The 19,593-nt window shown below is 57.5% G+C and carries 16 protein-coding genes; 8 read left to right on the forward strand and 8 right to left on the reverse strand.

Translation table 11 applies throughout. The annotated features are described in order from the left end of the window. Positions 1-61 precede the first annotated feature (61 nt). Together iscR and trmJ are read right to left on the reverse strand one after the other, a co-directional pair. Complete coding sequence (iscR, locus tag CSE01S_RS18125) at positions 62-553, reverse strand: Fe-S cluster assembly transcriptional regulator IscR (RefSeq protein WP_042291424.1); 492 nt, start codon at positions 551-553, stop codon at positions 62-64. Between the two features lie 207 nt (positions 554-760). Continuing rightward, positions 761-1,492: a tRNA (cytosine(32)/uridine(32)-2'-O)-methyltransferase TrmJ gene (gene trmJ / locus CSE01S_RS18130; RefSeq protein ID WP_042291428.1), complete on the reverse strand. Its 732-nt coding sequence runs from the start codon at positions 1,490-1,492 to the stop codon at positions 761-763. 118 nt (positions 1,493-1,610) lie between these two features. Between trmJ and suhB the strand changes: the two genes are divergently transcribed. Beyond that, positions 1,611-2,414 (forward strand): inositol-1-monophosphatase, encoded by an 804-nt coding sequence (gene suhB / locus CSE01S_RS18135; RefSeq protein WP_042291430.1) that lies wholly within the window; start codon positions 1,611-1,613, stop codon positions 2,412-2,414. A gap of 32 nt (positions 2,415-2,446) precedes the next feature. Here the strand turns inward: suhB and CSE01S_RS18140 are convergent, their stop codons facing one another. After that, positions 2,447-3,427 carry a nickel/cobalt transporter gene (locus CSE01S_RS18140; RefSeq protein WP_042291432.1) on the reverse strand — a complete coding sequence of 327 codons (981 nt, stop codon included), beginning with the start codon at positions 3,425-3,427 and terminating at the stop codon, positions 2,447-2,449. Then, complete coding sequence (locus CSE01S_RS18145) at positions 3,418-4,056, reverse strand: DUF1007 family protein (RefSeq protein ID WP_042291434.1); 639 nt, start codon at positions 4,054-4,056, stop codon at positions 3,418-3,420. The genes CSE01S_RS18140 and CSE01S_RS18145 overlap by 10 nt, the downstream gene beginning before the upstream one ends. A 413-nt stretch (positions 4,057-4,469) precedes the next feature. Between CSE01S_RS18145 and CSE01S_RS18150 the strand changes: the two genes are divergently transcribed. The 7 genes from CSE01S_RS18150 to csiE all read left to right on the forward strand — a co-directional run bounded on the left by CSE01S_RS18150 (position 4,470) and on the right by csiE (position 12,758). Further along, positions 4,470-5,453: an autoinducer 2 ABC transporter substrate-binding protein gene (locus CSE01S_RS18150; protein WP_042291436.1), complete on the forward strand. Its 984-nt coding sequence runs from the start codon at positions 4,470-4,472 to the stop codon at positions 5,451-5,453. A 105-nt stretch (positions 5,454-5,558) separates the two neighbouring features. Further along, positions 5,559-7,067, forward strand: a complete 1,509-nt coding sequence (locus CSE01S_RS18155) for a sugar ABC transporter ATP-binding protein (RefSeq protein WP_042291438.1) — start codon at positions 5,559-5,561, stop codon at positions 7,065-7,067. Next, the gene (locus tag CSE01S_RS18160; RefSeq protein WP_042291441.1) at positions 7,060-8,049 is read left to right on the forward strand and encodes an ABC transporter permease; all 990 of its coding nucleotides are present in this window, start codon (positions 7,060-7,062) and stop codon (positions 8,047-8,049) included. The genes CSE01S_RS18155 and CSE01S_RS18160 overlap by 8 nt, the downstream gene beginning before the upstream one ends. 1 nt (position 8,050) lies before the next feature. After that, positions 8,051-9,004, forward strand: coding sequence for an ABC transporter permease (locus tag CSE01S_RS18165; protein WP_042291445.1), 954 nt, complete (start codon positions 8,051-8,053; stop codon positions 9,002-9,004). Positions 9,005-9,020: 16 nt separating this feature from the next. Next, on the forward strand, positions 9,021-10,658 hold the full coding sequence (locus CSE01S_RS18170; protein WP_042291448.1) for an FGGY-family carbohydrate kinase: 1,638 nt from the start codon (positions 9,021-9,023) through the stop codon (positions 10,656-10,658). Next, a complete protein-coding gene (locus CSE01S_RS18175) occupies positions 10,655-11,254 on the forward strand; it encodes a KpsF/GutQ family sugar-phosphate isomerase (RefSeq protein ID WP_042291452.1) in 600 nt (199 codons plus the stop codon). Before CSE01S_RS18170 ends, CSE01S_RS18175 begins: the two co-directional genes overlap by 4 nt. A gap of 223 nt (positions 11,255-11,477) precedes the next feature. Further along, positions 11,478-12,758, forward strand: coding sequence for a stationary phase inducible protein CsiE (gene csiE, locus CSE01S_RS18180; protein WP_042291454.1), 1,281 nt, complete (start codon positions 11,478-11,480; stop codon positions 12,756-12,758). Here the strand turns inward: csiE and CSE01S_RS18185 are convergent. The 4 genes from CSE01S_RS18185 to CSE01S_RS18200 all read right to left on the reverse strand — a co-directional run bounded on the left by CSE01S_RS18185 (position 12,750) and on the right by CSE01S_RS18200 (position 19,585). Then, positions 12,750-13,889, reverse strand: coding sequence for a 3-phenylpropionate MFS transporter (locus CSE01S_RS18185; protein WP_042291457.1), 1,140 nt, complete (start codon positions 13,887-13,889; stop codon positions 12,750-12,752). The two genes, csiE and CSE01S_RS18185, sit on opposite strands and share 9 nt — an antisense overlap. A gap of 88 nt (positions 13,890-13,977) precedes the next feature. After that, on the reverse strand, positions 13,978-14,808 hold the full coding sequence (locus tag CSE01S_RS18190) for an aldose 1-epimerase (protein WP_042291460.1): 831 nt from the start codon (positions 14,806-14,808) through the stop codon (positions 13,978-13,980). Next, a complete protein-coding gene (locus tag CSE01S_RS18195; RefSeq protein WP_042291464.1) occupies positions 14,805-16,247 on the reverse strand; it encodes a sugar porter family MFS transporter in 1,443 nt (480 codons plus the stop codon). Before CSE01S_RS18195 ends, CSE01S_RS18190 begins: the two co-directional genes overlap by 4 nt. Positions 16,248-16,318: 71 nt before the next feature. Continuing rightward, on the reverse strand, positions 16,319-19,585 hold the full coding sequence (locus CSE01S_RS18200) for a DUF5107 domain-containing protein (protein WP_042291466.1): 3,267 nt from the start codon (positions 19,583-19,585) through the stop codon (positions 16,319-16,321). Positions 19,586-19,593 lie beyond the last annotated feature (8 nt).

Here is a 19,593-nt window from a genome sequence, read left to right on the forward strand (position 1 = left end):
CGAGTTAGCGGGGCAATACGTCATTGCCCCGGCCTGATTCTGAAATACGTTTTACTACTTACTACGCGCGTAATTTAACGTCGATCGCGTCTTGAGCACGATTCGTGCGCGGTGCGTCATGGGTGTGCTGACGATCGGACACATCCAGGACTTCCTGATTATTCACCAGTTCGCCCAACGTAATGTTGTTAAGGAAACCGGTCAGACGGTCGCTGAGATCGCGCCACAGCGCGTGAGTCAGGCACTTATCGCCGCCCTGACAGCCGCCTTTGCCCTGGCAACGGGTCGCATCCACCGACTCGTCAACAGCGCTGATCACTTCACCTACTGCAATACTGCCGGCATCTTTACCCAGCAGATAACCACCGCCTGGTCCACGTACGCTGGAGACCAGACCATTTTTACGCAAACGGGAGAACAGCTGTTCCAGATAAGAAAGGGAAATACCCTGACGCTCGGAAATATCAGCCAACGGTACCGGGCCCGCTTCGGAGTTGAGCGCAACGTCCAACATTGCGGTCACGGCATAACGCCCTTTAGATGTCAGTCTCATGTCTTACTTAACCTCAAACTCGCCCCTGCCCGGGGTTTTTATTGTAAAATGGGGGTATTGCATAGCAGGGCCAAGTCTGACATTCCTGAGTAAATTGGTCAACTATTTACTTGACTGTTTTAGTCAGGTATTTAACCTTCAGTGCCGTTTTCACCTGCCGGATGGCGCTCCGCTTATCCGGCTTACGGTATGTGCCTTCGGCCTGGCTTACTTCTCTTTCTTTAACTGCTCAATCGACGCCAGCATACCGCGCAAAATGTTCAGCTCCTGGCTCTCCGGACGCGCACGGGTAAACAGACGGCGCAGTTTGTTCATCACCTGCCCCGGATGGTTCTCACGGATAAAACCTGTTGAAAGCAACGTCTGCTCCAGGTGACCGTAAAAACGCTCCAGATCGTCAACCAGCGGGTAAGGCGTTTCTTCATGCTCCGCGGCGTCCGGGTTTTCCTGCGTCGCCAGCCAGGCCATGCGGACTTCATAGGCGATAACCTGCACCGCCATTGCCAGGTTCAGCGAGCTGTATTCCGGATTAGCGGCAATCGCGACATGGTAATGGCATTTTTGCAGTTCATCATTGGTCAGGCCAACGCGTTCACGGCCAAACACCAGCGCCACCGGCGTATTCGCCGCTTCCGCCACGCTTTTCAGGCCGCATTCGCGCGGGTCAAGCATTGGCCACGGCAGCGTACGCGAACGCGCGCTGGTGCCAACCACCAGGCTGCATCCGGCAAGCGCCTCGTCGAGCGTGTCGACGATCTGCGCGTTGCCGATCACATCGCTGGCCCCGGCCGCCAGCGCAATTGCCTGGGAATCCGGTTTCACCAGCGGATTCACCAGCCACAGATTGGTTAACCCCATTGTTTTCATCGCGCGGGCGACAGACCCCATATTGCCGGTGTGGGAGGTTTCGACCAGCACAATTCGAATATTTTGCAGCATTGTCTTTCTTCGTCTAAAGATTATTCGGCCATATTATCATAAACCGGAGACATATTCCGATCTCGCTGCTATAATCTGCGCCGTTTTCCCGTTCTTTAACATCCAGTGAGAGAGACCGATGCATCCGATGCTGACCATCGCCGTGCGCGCAGCGCGCAAGGCGGGTAATGTAATTGCCAAACACTACGAAACGCCTGACTCAGTAGAAACCAGCCAGAAAGGCAGCAATGATTTCGTGACCAACGTCGATAAAGCCGCAGAAGCGATTATTATCGAAACGATCCGCAAATCTTACCCACAGCACACCATCATCACCGAAGAAAGCGGTGAACATGAAGGTACCGATCAGGATGTTCAATGGGTTATCGATCCACTGGATGGCACGACCAACTTCGTTAAACGTCTGCCGCACTTCGCGGTATCAATTGCGGTCCGCATTAAAGGCCGTACCGAAGTCGCCGTGGTTTACGATCCGATGCGCAATGAACTGTTCACCGCCACCCGCGGTCAGGGCGCGCAGCTGAACGGTTACCGTCTGCGCGGTAGCAACGCGCGCGACCTGGATGGCACCATCATCGCTACCGGGTTCCCGTTCAAAGCGAAACAGCACGCCACCTCTTACATGAATATCCTCGGCAAAATGTTTACCGAGTGCGCTGACTTCCGCCGCACCGGCTCCGCCGCGCTGGATCTGGCCTACGTTGCCGCCGCGCGCGTTGACGGTTATTTCGAAATCGGCCTGCGTCCGTGGGATTTCGCCGCAGGCGAGCTGATCGCCCGTGAAGCGGGCGCGCTGGTATGCGACTTCACCGGCGGCCATAACTACATGACAACCGGCAACATCGTGGCGGGTAACCCGCGCGTAGTGAAAGCGATGCTGGCCAGCATGCGTGACGAACTGAGCGACGCGCTGAAGCGTTAAGCAAAATGCCGGAGCCCGCCTCCGGCATTTATTCAAAACGGCCTCAGGCCCCTTCCCGTCGGCGCCGCACTCACCCACATCACCACCGCAGCAATCATTAAGAACGTCCCTCCGGCTAACGCCAGCGTCAACCATCCTACCTGCCGCCACAATACCGGCGCACTGTTGCCGCTCAGTCTGGCCGCCAGCGTCCGGAAGCTATGCACCAGCAGCGCCAGCGATGTAATAGTGAGCGATGTCCCTGCCGCCATCGCCAGCGCCGAGGCCATTCCCCAGTAAAAAACGCCGATGACTTTGCTGAACAGCAGTACCATGATTGCGCCGGAACAGGGACGCATCCCCATTGACAGAATAATCATCAGCCGGGCGCGCCAGTCGTCATCATTGCTTAGCTGCTGCGGATCCGGTAAATGCTGATGCCCGCAGCCGCAGTTTTCATGATGCGTATGGTGCGGCGTGAAGGCGATGAATTTGGGCTTACGCAGCAGCGCGCGAAGTTTTTTCAACGCCCGCCAGCAGAGCAGGAGCCCGAGGACGCCGACCAATGCGTAACTGCCCTTTTCGAGCCAGAAACTGCTCAAATGGAGTTGCCTTGCCGGAAGCTGTAGCACGCCAAGCACCAGCACCACCAGTCCAATCGCCACCAGCCCTTGCAATAGCGAGGATGCCAGCGTCAGGCCGATACTCGATTTCAGCTTAGAAGGATGGGTCGCCAGCCAGGTCGCGATCACCACCTTGCCATGCCCTGGCCCCAGCGCATGCAGCACACCATACAAAAAGCTGAACAGCAGCAGCGAACCGCCCGCCTGTGCCGGATTCGCGGCAACAGTCTTCAGCAAAGCGCCCATCTGCTGATTAACTTCCCGCTGCCAGAGCACGCTTTTAATCATCACCTGCGGCCATGCCTGCCAGAGCCAGACGCCGCCCACGGTAGCCAGCAATAAAAACAGTGCCAGCGGCCAAAAAGCCATCCAGCGGCGTGAAGGAAGACGAGAGGGTGACATTACCGACATCTCAGGGTGACCTTCTGCGCAAATTGTTTACCCAGTTCCATATCTTCCGGCGGCGCGTCCGCTTTATCCAGCGACTGGGCAAATTTCAGGGATTCTTCGCTGGGGGTCGGGGTATGCATGGCAATGTCGCACTGCGTTGCCATCGCCGGAGAGAGCGTGGCGTCACTGTCTTCTTCATAACTCATATCGACGTAATAGCTGGGATCGAAAGTAGAAAAGGTAAAGGTTTGCCCGCTCAGCGGCTGCGGTTCAGCGAGTGGCAGAGTAAACGTCAGTACAGCCTGATGGGCTTCACGCGCCATACCGTATTCCGTGGGACGATTTTTAAATTTCACCCGCTGCCCGTTATGCCACATTTCGGTGAAATAATGCTGTCCCAGCACGTTCGCCATCACTTCCGCCGCCAGTTTCTTCCAGACTTCCGAGCCGGGTTTCGCCTCCCCCGCGTCGTAAAGCAGGTCGGCTGAGGTTAACTCATCCATCGTCCAGCGCATTTTTAACGCGATCAGGCGACCATCCTCACTCACCGTTTCTGTTTTCAGGCGGATAAAGCTATGAGGATGCGCCACCGCCATAGAGGTCATAAAAAACATCAGGCACGCCAGCGCGCTGCGTTTAACCAGTGGCATCATTACCTCTCAATTCGGCTACAGGCCACGAAAAACCAGCGTGGCGAAACTGACCGAGAGGATAGCAAAGAAATCTGTAAAATTGGGCGCGGATTTCGTGTCTCGATTCAGTTCTCATTTTTGATATTTTCCCGCCGCGTTGTTCAACACGCCAACGCCAAATTTTGCTTCGCCAACGGCAATATGATGCATAAATGTTAATAAATAGTTTCAATTACACGTAAAAAATAACACAATCTGTCTCTATCAAAGGCTAACTCACTCCAAATTAAACATTAATTTAACCTTGCATTATCCAAAAAATAACAATTAAGGGCATTGATCACATTTAGCAAACTTATGATTCATTGCCTCTTCCCTTCGTTGCTAATCTCGTGGCGTGACATGCCCTGGTCCCTACAAAAGGAACAACAATGAAATTCAAACTCGCATTACTCAGTGCCACTCTGGTTTCTGCATGCATGTTGTCCGGCACGTCCTTTGCGGCAGAAAAATATGAAATCGCTGTGGTTGCAAAAGTGACGGGGATTCCATGGTTCAACCGCATGGAAACCGGCGTCAATGAAGCTGCGAAAAAGCTCGACGTCAACGCTTACCAGACCGGTCCGTCAACGCCCGATCCGGCGCAGCAAGTGAAAGTGATTGAAGATCTGATTGCCAAGAACGTGAACGCGATCATTGTGGTCCCGAATGACGCGAAAGTCCTTGAGCCGGTTCTGAAGAAAGCGCGCGATAAGGGGATTGTCGTCCTGACCCACGAGTCACCTGACCAGCAGATCGGTCAGTGGGATATTGAAACCATCGACAGCGAGAAGTACGCGCAGGCGAACGTTGACGAACTGGCGAAAAACATGGGTGGAAAAGGCGGCTACGCCATTTACGTTGGTTCGCTGACCGTACCGTTGCACAACGCCTGGGCCGACTACGCCATTAAGTACCAGAAAGAAAAATACCCTGACATGTTTGAAGTGACTTCGCGCCTGCCGGTAGCGGAGAGCATCGATAAATCCTACGCCACAACGCTGGATCTGATGAAAACCTACCCGCAGATGAAAGGCGTTATCGGGTTTGGCTCGCTGGGTCCGATCGGCGCAGGCCAGGCGGTACAGAAAAAACGGGCGAAAGATAAAATCGCCGTGGTTGGAATCGCGATGCCAGCACAGGCCGCGCCGTATCTGATGCGCGGTGATATCAAGAAAGCGATGTTGTGGGATCCGAAAGACGCTGGTTACGCGCTGGTCACGGTCGCCGATCAACTGTTGCAGGGTAAAGAGGTGACGCCGGATCTTACCATCGACGGTTTAGGGAAAGCCGATGTCGACATGGAACAGAAAGTGATTCGCTTTAATAAGATCCTCGAAGTCACCAAAGACAACGCACAATCGCTCGGTTTCTAAGGCTTTTTGCCAACACCAGGGAAACCCAACGCCGTTCGTCTGAATGGCGCTATCAATAAAAATTAACACTTAGCGCCCTTCGGGGCGCTCGCAGGGGTATTGTCCATGACAGACACCACCGCATTTATCACTCTTGAGAATATCAGCAAGCAATTCCCGGGCGTGCTGGCGCTGGATAACGTGAATCTGACGCTGAAAAAAGGCGAAGTTCACTGCCTGGCAGGACAGAACGGCTGCGGAAAAAGCACCATCATTAAAGTGATTTCGGGCGTTTATCAGCCGGAAAAAGGGGCGCAGATCCAGTTGGATGGAAAACTGTTCCACCATCTTTCTCCGCAGCTCTCTTCACATTATGGCATCCAGGTGATCTATCAGGATTTATCCCTGTTCCCCAACTTCAGCGTGGCAGAGAACATTGCCGTCAACCGCTACCTACCCGGCGGCGATATCTGGGTACGCCGCGGCGCAATGAAACAACAGGCGCTGGCGGCAATGCGGCGCATTGGCGTGTCCATCGATCCGGACAAAAAAGTCGAAAAGCTGTCGATTGCCGACCGCCAACTGGTGGCTATTTGCCGCGCCATTGCCGCCGAAGCGCGGCTGGTCATTATGGATGAACCTACCGCTTCGTTGACCCGCCAGGAGGTTAACGGCCTGCTGCGGGTGGTAAACGAACTTAAGGCAGATGGCATCTGCGTGGTGTTTGTCAGCCACCGGCTTGATGAAGTGATGGAAGTGGCGGACCGCATCAGCGTCATGCGTGACGGCAAGCTGGTGGGCACGTATCCGGCAAGCGAGCTCGACAGCCACGAGCTGGCGTTCCTGATGACCGGCCAGCGCTTTCATTACAGCCCGCTCCCGGAAAAACCGTCGCCTGAGCAAGAACCCCTGCTTGAGCTACGCAACCTGAGCCGTCGTGGAAAATATCAGGACATCAATTTGTCGCTGCGCAGCGGCGAAATCGTGTCGATTGTCGGGTTACTGGGCGCCGGGCGCACCGAGCTGTGCCTGAGCCTGTTTGGCATGACCCAGCCGGAAAGCGGTGAAATTCGGATCAACGGTCAGCCGGTCCGGCTGCGTAATAACCAGGATGCTATCCGGCACGGGATCGGCTATGTCTCGGAGGATCGCCTGACGCAAGGGCTTATCATGGATCAGTCGATCTATGACAACACCATCGTCACGGTTTACGACAAACTGCATACGCGCAGCGGTCTGCTGGACCATCGCCACGCGCAAAAACAGGTCGCCGGACTGATCCGTGAACTGAACATTAAGGTTTCCGATCCGCAACTGCCGGTAAAAACGCTGTCCGGCGGAAACGCCCAGCGTATCGCCATTGCCAAATGGGTGGCGACCAACCCACGGATTCTGATCCTCGATTCGCCCACCGTGGGCGTGGATATCGCCAATAAAGAAGGGATCTACCAGATCGCCCGCGACCTGGCGGAGCAGGGAATGGCGGTGCTGATGATTTGCGATGAGATCCCGGAAGCCTATTACAACAGCCATCGCGTGCTGGTGATGCGTCGCGGAAAGTTGGTGGCGGAGTTTAACCCGCATCGCTGCTCTGAACAGGATATTGCCGAGGTGGTAGAGGTCATCCATGAATAATAATCGTCTCTCCCGCTTAGCGGGACACCATGAATTTTGGCTCGGCCTGCTGGTGATTGCGCTGGCGGTCGGGCTGAGCATCAAAACCGATGAATTTCTGTCGTTAGGTAACCTGACGGATGTCGCCACCAGCTACGCGATCCTCGGCATCCTCGCCTGCGGGCTGTTTGTGGTGCTGATCTCCGGCGGTATCGATATTTCGTTTCCGGCGATGACCGCCATTGCGCAGTATGCGATGGCAAGCTGGGTTATTGCCCACGGCGGCAACTTCCTGCTGGCCCTGGCGCTGGCCTGCGTCGTCGGGCTGCTGCTCGGCTTGCTCAACGGCTTTCTCGTTTACTGGCTGCGCGTACCGGCGATCATCATTACCATCGCCACGCTTAACGTCTATTACGGTCTGCTGGTTTACGCCACCAAAGGCACCTGGCTGTACGGCTTCCCGGACTGGTTTATGAACGGCATTAACTGGTTTTCGTTCACCGCCGCCGACGGTTATGACTACGGGCTAACCCTGCCATTGTTGTGCCTGGCGGCAGTGATTGTCTTTACCGCCGTGCTGATGAACTTTACCCGCCTGGGCCGACAAATTTACGCGATGGGCGGCAACCGCGATGCGGCCTCGCGCCTCGGTATGAATCTGCTGAAGCTGCATTTCTACGTTTACGGCTACATGGGGATTCTGGCGGGCGTCGCGGCGGTGGTGCAGGCGCAAATCACCCAGTCGGTAGCGCCAAACTCGCTGCTCGGTTTCGAACTCACTGTGCTGGCGGCAGTAGTGCTCGGCGGCACCAGCATGAGCGGCGGACGCGGCACGCTGACCGGAACGCTGCTCGGGGTGATCCTGTTGGCCTTTTTGCAAAACGGCCTGACGCTGCTGGGCGTCTCATCTTACTGGCACACCGTTTTCAGCGGCGCCATCATCCTGGTCAGCATCAGCGCGACGGCCTGGAACGAAAAACGCAAACTGGCAAGGGAGCTCTAAGATGAAAACGATAGCACGCGTTTTACCCAGTGATGCCATCATCCGCCTGCAGTGCGTCATTATTATTGTCGTTGCCGTGATCTTTTCCGCGCTGCTGGGAAGCCGTTTTTTCAGCGCCGCCAATTTCCAGTCCATCGGCTCGCAGTTGCCGATCCTCGGTATGCTGGCGCTCGGCATGGGGATGACCATGCTTACTGGCGGCATCAACCTGTCGATTATCGCGGGCGCTAACGCCTGTTCGCTGGTCATGGCGGCGATCATCGTCAGTCAACCGGATAACCCGCTGTTTCTGGCGCTGGCGCTGCTGGCGGGCGCAGCGGTGGCCGTAGCGATCGGTGTCGTAAACGGGGCGCTCATCGCCTGGGTCGGCGTCTCACCCATCCTGGCGACGCTCGGTACCATGACGCTGATCTCCGGGTTGAACATTCTACTTTCCAACGGCACGGTGATTTCTGGTTTCCCGACAGCGATTCAGTATCTCGGTAACGCCACTGTCGCCGGTATTCCCGTCGCCCTGCTGCTGTTCCTGCTGGTTGCCGTCCTGCTATGGGTTTTGCTGGAGCACACCACGTTGGGGCGCAGCCTTTATCTGATGGGCTCCAACGAGCAGGCGACCCGCTACAGCGGCGTGAATACAGTGCGGGTGCAAATCTCCGTCTATGTCATTTCCGCTCTGCTCGGCTGGGTGGCGGCCATCTTGATGATGGCCAAGTTCAATTCGGCGAAAGCCGGCTACGGCGAGTCGTACCTGCTGGTGACCATTCTCGCCTCAGTGCTGGGCGGCATTAACCCGGACGGCGGCTTTGGGCGCATTATCGGCCTGGTGCTGGCGCTGGTGGTGCTGCAAATGCTGGAGAGCGGCTTTAATTTGCTGGGGATCAGTAGCTATCTGACCATGGCGCTCTGGGGCGCGGTGCTCATCCTCTTTATCGCATTACAGAATCGTAAAGCCTGATTTCAGGAGAAAAATGATGGCGAGTTATTTTATTGGTGTGGATGTAGGAACCGGTAGCGCCCGCGCAGGGGTGTTTGATCTCAACGGCAGAATGGTTGGACAAGCCAGCCGTGCGATTGAGATTTATCGTCCGCAGGCCGATTTCGTCGAACAGTCGTCAGACAATATCTGGCAGGCGGTGTGCAACGCCGTTCGCGATGCCATTAATCAGTCAGATATCAACCCTATTCAGGTCAAGGGGTTAGGCTTTGACGCGACCTGTTCGTTGGTGGTGCTCGACAAAGAGGGACAACCGCTGACCGTTAGCCCGTCGGGGCGCAGCGAGCAGAATATTATTGTCTGGATGGATCACCGCGCCATCACCCAGGCGGAACGCATCAACGCCCTGCACCACCGCGTGCTGGACTACGTTGGCGGTATTATCTCACCGGAAATGCAGACCCCAAAGCTGCTGTGGCTGAAACAGCACATGCCGAACACCTGGGCCAACGCGGGCTATTATTTTGATTTGCCTGATTTCCTGACCTGGCGCGCCACCGGCGACGACACCCGTTCATTGTGCTCCACGGTCTGCAAGTGGACCTATATGGGCCACGAGGACAAATGGGATGCCAGCTACTTCCGCGAAATTGGCCTTGAAGATCTGCTGGAACACGATGCCGCCAAAATTGGCCGCTATGTTAAAACGATGGGCGAACCGTTGGGTCACGGTCTGAGCCAGCGCGCCGCCAGCGAAATGGGACTGATTCCGGGCACGGCGGTGAGCGTGTCGATCATCGACGCCCATGCCGGTACGCTCGGCACCCTGGGCGCCAGCGGCGTGTCGGGCGATGTGGCCGATTTCGATCGCCGGATCGCCCTGATTGGCGGCACCTCGACCGGCCATATGGCGATCTCTAAAGAACCGCGCTTTATCAGCGGCGTCTGGGGACCGTACTACTCAGCGGTGCTACCGGAATACTGGCTTAACGAAGGCGGACAATCCGCCACCGGCGCGTTAATCGATCATATTATTCAGTCACACCCGTGCTACGAAACGCTACTGGCGCAGGCTACGTCGCAGGACCAAACTATTTATGAAGTGCTCAACGCGCTGCTGCGAAAAATGGCGGGCGAGCCGGAGAACATCGCCTTTTTAACCCGCGATATACATATTCTCCCCTACTTCCACGGTAACCGTTCGCCGCGCGCCAACCCCACCCTCACCGGGGCGATAAGCGGGCTGAAACTATCGCGGACTCCGGAAGATATGGCGCTACAGTATCTGGCCACCATTCAGGCCATCGCGTTGGGGACACGCCATATCATCGAGACCATGAACCAGAGCGGTTACAGTATCGACACCATTATGGCCAGCGGTGGCGGCACCAAGAATCCCGTCTTCGTGCAGGAACACGCTAACGCCACCGGCTGCGCGATGCTGTTGCCGGAAGAGAGCGAGGCGATGCTGTTGGGCGGCGCCATGATGGGCACGATCGCGGCGGGCGTTTTTGAGAGCTTCCCGGAAGCGATGTCGGCGATGAGCCGGATTGGCAAAACGGTGACCCCGCAGACCAACCGCATCAAACAGTATTACGACCGTAAATATCAGGTGTTTCATGAAATGTATCAGGATCATATGAAGTACCGCCAACTGATGCAGGCGGCGTCATGAGCCGCGCATGGCAACAGGCCACCGCCACCTGGACGCTGTATAGCGAGGCGCTGGCCGGACTGGCCGATCATCTGAGCGAGGCGCAGTGGCAGGCGTTAATGGCGGCGCTACGCGCTTGCCGGGGGAAAATCGCCGTCACGGGCGTCGGCACCTCCGGCATCGCAGCGCGAAAAATCGCCCATATGCTGGCCTGCGTTGAACGTCCGGCGATCTACCTTAACGCCACCGACGCCGCGCACGGCGACCTGGGTTTTTTGGACGCGGACGATCTGGTCATTATGATCTCTCGCGGCGGGAACTCAGATGAGCTAACGCGCCTGCTGCCAGGACTCGCGGCGAAAAATGTACCGATTATCAGCGTCACCGAAAACGCTGACTCCGCCATCGCCCGCGCCGCCCGGCTGGTGATTTCAACAGGCGTTAAGCGTGAAGCCGACCCGCTAAACATGCTGGCGACCACTTCGATTATGCTGGTCATCGCCATTTTCGACGCCGCCTGCGCCTGCCTGATGAGCGAAAGTGGTTACTCAAAAGAGACGCTGTTGTCGGTGCATCCCGGTGGCGACGTTGGATTAACGTTACGCCAGACGCGTTAGCGTTTCCCGCTCCGCCGGCATCGGCGGGGCGTCTTTTAGACAACCGAACGATAAAAAAGCAAAAAATGCGCTTCAGGCGCTGCGTTTCACTCCTTCCTGACGCCCTGTACGTGAAAAATTCTGTGACCTTCCTCAGCAATCCTGACCTAAAGCATTTCATTCGTAATTATTATGGAAAAACTTTAGCTATTCTTATCAAACATACATTCGGGAGGTTCGACAGATGATGCCAACGCTTGCTCCGCCATCTGTACTTTCTGCTCCCCAGCGCCGTTGCCAGGTCTTGCTGACGCTTTTCCAGCCAGGGCAAATTGCCACCGCGGAAACATTCAGCGCGCTTAATGGCGTCGATGATAGGCTTGCCCGCGAAGATGTCACCGAAACGGGACGTGAGATCCAGCGCTATCATCGACTGAGCATCATTTCTGGCCCTGACGGTTGCTACCGGATCGAAGGTACAGCGCTCGATCAGCGCCTCTGCCTGCTGCACTGGCTGAGACGCGGCTTACGGTTATGCCCCAATTTTATTTCCCAGCACTTCTCGCCCGCCCTCAAGCGCGAGCTGAAGCAGCGGGGGATCCTGCGCACGCTCTACGATGACACCAACCTTCACGCGCTGATCAACCTCTGCGCCCGCCGTCTGCAAAAGCCGTTCGAGAGTCGCGACGTGCAGTTTTTACGCCTCTATTTGCAGTATTGCCTTTTGCAACATCACGCGGGCATTGCGCCGGAATTTAATCCGATCCAGCAGCGCTGGGTGCAAACCTGCGCCGAATATCAGCTCGCCCAGGAAATTGGGCGCCACTGGCAGCGACGCGTGCGACAGGATGCGCCGCTCACGGAGTCGCTGTTTATGGCGCTGCTGTTTTCGATGGTGCGCCTGCCCGATCCGATCCGCGACAACCATCAGCAAAACCGGCGGCTACGGCTGGCCATCGCCCGTCTGGTGCTGCGCTTTCGCGAACTGGGCGCGGTGCGGTTCAACGATGAACAAGGGCTGAACGATCAGTTATACATTCACCTTGCCCAGGCGCTGAACCGCAGTCTGTTCTCGATCGGTATTGATAACACCCTGCCGGATGAATTCGCGCGTCTTTATCCGCGCCTGATGCGCACCACCCGCGAGGCTCTGCGCGGTTTTGAAGAGGAATACGGCGTTGCGTTTTCCGAAGAAGAGACGGGTCTGGTGGCGGTGATTTTCGGCGCGTGGTTGATGCAGGAAAATGATCTACACGAAAAGCAGATCCTCTTACTGACCGGCGATAACCGCATGCTGGAGCAACAGATAGAACAGCAGCTTCGCGAACTGACGCTACTGCCGTTAAATATCAAACCGGTGCCGATGCGGACATTTCAGCAGGAAGGGTCGCCGCGCGGCGTCGCGCTGATCGTCACGCCTTACACCACGCCGCTGCCCCTGTTTTCACCGCCGCTGATACACGCGGCGGAGGCGTTAACGCCGCACCAGCAACAGCAGATCCGCAAAATGCTGGAGTCAGGCTGAAGCCGTTACTTTTGGCCGCAGCGCCATCGCGGGCAGAGCCACCAGCGCCATCACCCAGAACACGCCGTTGCCCAGATGCTGATAGAGGAATCCGGCAAAGACCGTCATGATGGCGATACTGCCGCCCATCGCCACCGCGGAATAGACCGCCTGCAGGCGAATCACTTCACTCCCCTGCCGCGCGGCGATATAGCGCATCGCGGCCAGGTGACATACGGTAAACGTGCCGCAGTGCAGGATCTGCGCCACAATCAACCACGGCAGCGCGGTGGTCCAGCCCATCAGCGCCCAGCGAATCACGCCGCAGACGGCAGAAAGCAGCAACAGGTCGCGGGCGCTAAAGCGGCGGAACAGCTTTTTGCTAAGAGCGAAGATGACAACTTCCGCCACGACGCCAAGCGACCACAAATACCCTACCGCCGAGGCCGAATACCCGGCCCCCTGCCAGTAAATCGCGCTAAAACCGTAATAAGCGGCATGCGCCCCTTGCAGCAGGCAGACGCAGGCCAGAAAGCGCCAGCTCTGGGTCACCAACGCTCGCCACGCTGGCCATCCGGCGCTCTCCTGCTGGCGGCTTTCTCCCTGCGGCGGCACGCTCGGACGCAGCAGCATACCGAGCAGCATGGATGCAATCCCCAGGGTGAGCATTACCAGAATCGCCCGATAATCAAACAGACTCACGAGCTTACCGGTTAGCGCCGAGCCGATCACAAAGGCGACTGACCCCCACAGACGCACCCGGCCATAGTCCATCGTGATCTGTTTTTGCCAGGTGTTTGCCAGCGCATCGGTTAACGGCACCAGCGGGGAGAAAAAAAGGTTAAAGCCGACCATCACGACCATCAGCCACGCCACGTGGGCGCCCGCCCAGAATGCCAGCGCGAACACCAGCGTCAGCAACGCCAGGATGCGCAGCGCTGAAATCAACCGCGACGGGTCGCTGACCCGGGGGGCAATCAACAGGCTGCCAAGAAAACGGGCGATCAGTCCGGCGCCCAGCAGCAAACCGATGGTTTCGGGGGTTAACCCGGCGCCATTAAGCCAGACGCTCCAGAAAGGTAAGAAAATACCGTAGCTAAAAAAATAGGTGAAGTAACCGAGCGCCAGCCAGCGCGTGGAGTGCAAGACCATGATTCCCTCCCGTTTGGAGGCGATAGTCTGGCGATAAACGCAGGCTGACGCAAGTGAACATTAACAGCGGGATAACCTCTTTTTTGCCTTAATCAACGCGGATTTGCAGTGCAAAACGGCACGCTTCTCCCGCACTTAATACACGTAATCCCGGCTGCCCCGGCATGTGGTGGGCGTTAACCGGATGCGACTGCGGCTCAAGGCAGAGGAATGACCGACCCGGCATTCTGAACAGCATCAGCCAGGGAGTTTGCGCTGAAAGCGTGATCTTCATCACGCTATGTCGGATGACCGCCCGTCCTCCCCAGCCGGAATAGCCCACATTCAGCCAGCGATCCGCGCCATTATGCGCCCGGCTAAAATCCGCTTCTGGCGGAATGTCGCTGCGCCAGGCCAACGGCAGGTGCTGTTCCCCTTCCGGCCAGTAGCCGCTGGCGGAAAACTGCGCTGTACTTTGCGCGTCAAAAGCAAACCAGGGATGAAATCCACAGCCGTAAAGCATCGGTCGCTGACCCTGATGGGTTATCGAGAGCTGCGCCGCCAGCGTTGCGCCGTCGAGAGCGTAACGCAAGGTGGCCCAATAATCGTAGCCGCAGGGGTGCTGGCTTCGCAGACGCAAAACGCAGTGCTGATCGCCAGCGTCGGCCACCTCCCAGCGTTGACGCCAGCCGTCTCCGTGCAGCCAGAACGTGGGGTCAGCATCATGCAAGGGCAGTTGAACGACGCCGTCGCGCTGGGAAAAACGGTTTCCCGCCACACGGTTAGCCACCGGCAACATGGGAAACAGCCCACCCGCGCCGTCGCCTGTATACAATACTGGCTGCTGATGTGGTAACGAAAACAGCGTCAGCAGCCTGCCTCCTTGCGGATCCACGCGCATCCGCAGATGCGCGTTTTGCAGCGTCAGCGCGGTGCTCATGAGCGTGCGCTTTTCTGCTGCGCCGACGGGCTGGTTTTCAGCTGTTTAGCCGCCAACTGTTCTTCCAGCGCTTCCAGCGTCACGCCTTTGGTCTCCGGCACGTTACGCAGGATGTACAGAAAACCCATCGCGCAAATCACGCCATAGAGCAGGAAGCTGCCTGCCGCGCCGAGTCCGGCATTGAGCAGCGGAAAGGTATACGTCAACAGGAAGCAGGCGATCCACAGCGCCAGCGTCCCCAGCGACATCGCCAGACCGCGCACCCGGTTGGGAAAAATCTCGGAAAGCAGCACCCAGGTTACCGGGGCAAGGGTCATGGCATAGATCGCGATCGCCGCCAGTACCAGAACCAGCACCGGCCAGCCCATGATCCCCATGCCATACGCGCCCGCAATCAGCACATAGATGACAGTCAGACCGGATGCGCCAAACAACATCAGTTTGCGTCGACCAATTTTGTCGACCAGCGGCAGCGCGGCAAGCGTAAACACCAGGTTAATGATGCCGGTGGCGACGATGGATTTCAGCGTACCGTTAATGTCGAAGCCCGCAGAGGCGAAGATCTCCTGGGCATAGTTGAAGATCACGTTGATCCCGCACCACTGCTGGAACACCGCAAGCACCATCCCGATAACCACGATCGGCTTGATCTGCGGCTGTAGCAGCGTCGACCAGGCGACTTTATGGCTATCTTTACGCAGGGAGTGTTCAATCTCTTTCAGCGTCTGCCCGGCGTACTCCGTACTGCCAATCCGCTGTAGCATCGCGCGCGCCCGCTCCGGTTTCCCCGCCTTCACCAGCCAGCGCGGCGATTCCGGAACAAAAAACATCAGCACCAGAAACGCCAGCGCCGGAACAAGCTCGGCGCCAAACATCCAGCGCCAGCCGGTCTGACCGTTCCAGCTTTCCACGATGGCCTGTTGCGTCGCGCCTGGCGCGACGGGTTCGGCGATCAGCAGGTTGATCAGCTGCGCCGCGAGCACGCCGATCACAATAGTTAACTGGTTAACCGCCACAAAGCGACCGCGCTTTTCCGCCGGACTGACCTCGGCGATGTACAGTGGACTCAGGGCTGAGGCCAGACCGATCCCGATACCGCCGACGATGCGGTAAATAACAAACATATCGAAATTATGGGCAACGGCGGTTCCCCATGCCGAGGCGCTGAACAGAATGGCCGCGAGGATCAGCGGCATTTTGCGACCGAACTTATCGGCGCACCAGCCGGAAATCAGCGCGCCAAAAATACAGCCCACCAGCGCGGAACTCATTGCCCAGCCGGACTGCGCCGGATCGGTAATGGAAAAGTACGCTTCATAAAAGGGCTTTGCCCCACCAATGACCACCCAGTCATAGCCAAACAATAAACCGCCGCAGGCCGCAACCAGACAAATGGTCCAGACGTAGCCGATATTCAGGTGTGTCTGCGCATTATTCATGTTGATTCCTCTTTCAGGGAAACGCAGGGAACAGGAGGTTGTCGGTGGTGTTTCCACCACCGGTTCAGGGTTTAGTTCCATAACGCCAGGGGGATGGCGTGGCGCAGGAGCAGCGCTTTGTCATGCGCCGGATTCGCCTGCAGTAATGCGTCGAACGCCAGCTGGCTGGCGGTAAGATTGCCCAGCCCCAAATGCCCTAACGCGGTGATAAACAGACAGTGCTGTTGGTGCTTCGCCGCCGCGGGCGTATCAAGCACCACCAGATCCGGCAACGAAACGGCGAAGAAGTCCACCTCTGGCACGTTGTCGCGCTGAGTTTCAACCCAATGCAGGAAGCTCTGGAACAACCGCTCCGCAGCGTGATGCTCGCCCAGCGCCTTCAGCGCCATGCCCTGCCAGAACAAGTAATCCACCGGTTGATCGTTATAATAGCGGCCAGCATCAAGCGAACTGCCGCCGCGCGTCGCTCGCGCAAAATAGCGCTGCGCCTCGTCGTGATGCCCCTGTTGCTGCGCGCAGTAGCCAAGCAGATACCAAATGTCATTATCCGTTTGCCCCGGCAAACGCCCCTCGCCCAGGTTATGCGGATAGCTCAGCGCCTGTTGCAGCAGGTAGACCGCATTCTGGTACGCGCCTTCGCCGATCGCCGCCAGCGCCCGATGCATCTGGTTGATCAGGTACTGGCCGGTCGCCTTCCCTTCGCCCCCTTCCCAGGGATGGAATGCCCGCTCGCGCAGGACCTTCGCCGCCGCCTCGTAGTCGCCCAGTCCGTTCCACAGGCTGAGCAATTCCACAGTGAGATCGTCGCGCTGAAAAACAACGGACTGGCGGGAGACCAGCTGTTGCAGACGCTGTGCAGCAGGGGTAGCCAGCAGTTTGTCGAGGTAATCCCGTTCAAACAGGAAACGGGCGTTGTCCGGCTCCAGCGCCACCGCCTGCGAAAGGTACTGTCGCGCCAGTACGGCATCCTGCTGTTTATTCCATGCGTAGATGCCTAGCAGACGATGCACCGGTGCGAAATCCGCTTCCTGCGCAAGCGTGAACTGCCAGCAGGCCAGCGCCGCATCGTAACGGCGTTTGCTGTACCAGAAGCAGCCGAGTAAATATTGCGCCCACGGGCTGTCCGGTAGCGTTTGCAGCATTTGCACTTCGTCGAGCGTATTCGGGAAGCGCACCCGGTTGTGCAGACAGGCGCGTGACCGATCAATCAACGACTGCGGGTTATCGCTCAGGGATGCGCGCCAAAGCAGCGGCAGCGTTTCCTGGCTGTCCAACAGCGCCAGCACGTCGCGCGCAGCGTCTTGCTGACCACAGGAGAGCAGCCAGCCCGCCAACTCACAGGCGTTAGTACCGCGTCGTCCCGTGATGGCAATCAACGCATCTTTCGTTGACTCGTCGCGGCTCACCGCCCAGCGCGCATAGTGCAGCGCGTAGCTGAGCGGATAATCGCGAAGCTGCTGATCGATCCAGGTCAGCGCGTCAGCTTCTCGGCCCAGCTTCGCCAACACCAGCGCCTTTAACCCCATCGCCAGGTTGTTGCTACCGTTAACGCGCAGGCTTTGATTGACTTTGTCCAGCGCGTCCGCGTAATTTCCCCGCCGCATCGCTATTCGCGCCAGCGACCAGAACGCGGCATCCCGACAGTTCCCGCTCCAGCTCGCTTTAAAGTAGTGATCCCATGCCGCGTCGAAATTCCCCTGCCGCTCCAGCGCGGCGGCAAGCAACATGCTGGCTTCGCCGTCACGCGGGTTTTTGTTGAGCTTGTGCGCCCGCGTCAACGCGGCGCTCGCACACTGTGCCGCCAGCGTCCAGTCCGCGCGATTTAGCGCCAGCGTACCCAGCGCGACGTTGTTGCGATAATCCAGCGGATCCACCTCCAGCGCCCGACGATAGTAATCCTCGGCATAACGGCTGGCATGGTTGTATTGCTCCAGGTGCTGACCAATAAAGTAGAGCTCATCGGTATTGGAGAGCGCTTCCGGCATCGCCGGCGCCGTTGCTGTCGACGGCAGGGGAACCTCCCCGGCGATGTGTTCTTCGTATTTCAGCCATTCCCGTCCATCAGGATGGCTTACCGTCATCGTGATCCGGTCCGGGCCGTTTTCCACGATCCGTGTCATCCAGCTCTGGCCCGGTGCCAGCGTCAGGGTGGTTTCATAAAAAGGCGCGCCCTCTGCGCTGAGCGTCACTCGCGCCTCATGCAGCGGCGCGATGGCGTAAACGCCAACCGACAGAGCGCCGTCTTCACGCACCAGACGGAGCGCCAGATCGGTGCTGGCATTCTGTACCATGCCCAGTTCGCTGTAAGGAAGGAAGTTCTGGACGAACACCTTTTCCTCATAAGGCGCAAGCCAGGTAAAATCCGGCTGGTTATCAGTGAAAACGCCGGTCATCAGTTCGATATACGGGCCGTTATCATCGGTCAGGTTACGATCCCAGGCGACGCCAAAATCGCCGTATCCCCAGGTCCACTGTTTTTTACCCGGTGAAACGTGATGATCGGCCACATGCAACAGGCCACCACGTTCACCGTGATGCCAGGCACCGACAAAGTCATAGTCTGACTTTTCCGCCATGTAGGAGGTCGGAACCGGCACGTTTTTGTAGCGGGAGATATCCACGCCCGCCGAGTAATCGACTTTATAGTAGGTGCCGGTGGCGATCGGAAAAGCAGAAACGTCGCGCTTGCCGTGGTCAAATACCGCCGTCACGTCCGGCGGAAATACGCTCTGATGATCATCCCCCCCCTTCACCGCCGGGTTAGCCCACCACAAAAAATGGCGCGGTGTCGCGTTGCCGTTGAATACCTTACCGGTGATTTCAATCAGCGCGCGATCCGGATACAGCGTAAAACCAGCCATAACCTGCAAACCGCGCATCGGCTCCACCTCGCCCATCCAGACGGTTTGTTCGCCGTTTTCACCCGCCTGGACGGTGAAATCCACCGGCATAAAGGTGGTGGGACGGTGGTGCTGCGGCCAGTTAAACTCAATGCCGCCGGAGATCCACGGCCCCAGCAAGCCGACCAGCGCGGGTTTCACCACTTCGTTGTAATAGACAAAATCGCGCGCCCGCACTTTGTCGTAAGCGCGATGAATACGTCCACCCAGCGCCGGTAGCAGCATGACGCGGATAAAATCGTTCTCCATCCACACGGCCTGATACTCACGCATCTCACGTTTGCCGGTCAGCGTATCAATAACGCCATACGGATACACGGCGCCGGAAGAGCCCTGGTAGACGCGCTTTTCAAGAAACATGGGGTTTGGATCTTCTTCCCCCACCGTCCAGCTCGGAAGTGATAAGGTTTCCTGCCAGACCTTAACTGAACCGTACATGCTGCCTC

This window comes from Citrobacter sedlakii NBRC 105722, from assembly GCF_000759835.1.
Classification (GTDB): domain Bacteria; phylum Pseudomonadota; class Gammaproteobacteria; order Enterobacterales; family Enterobacteriaceae; genus Citrobacter_A; species Citrobacter_A sedlakii.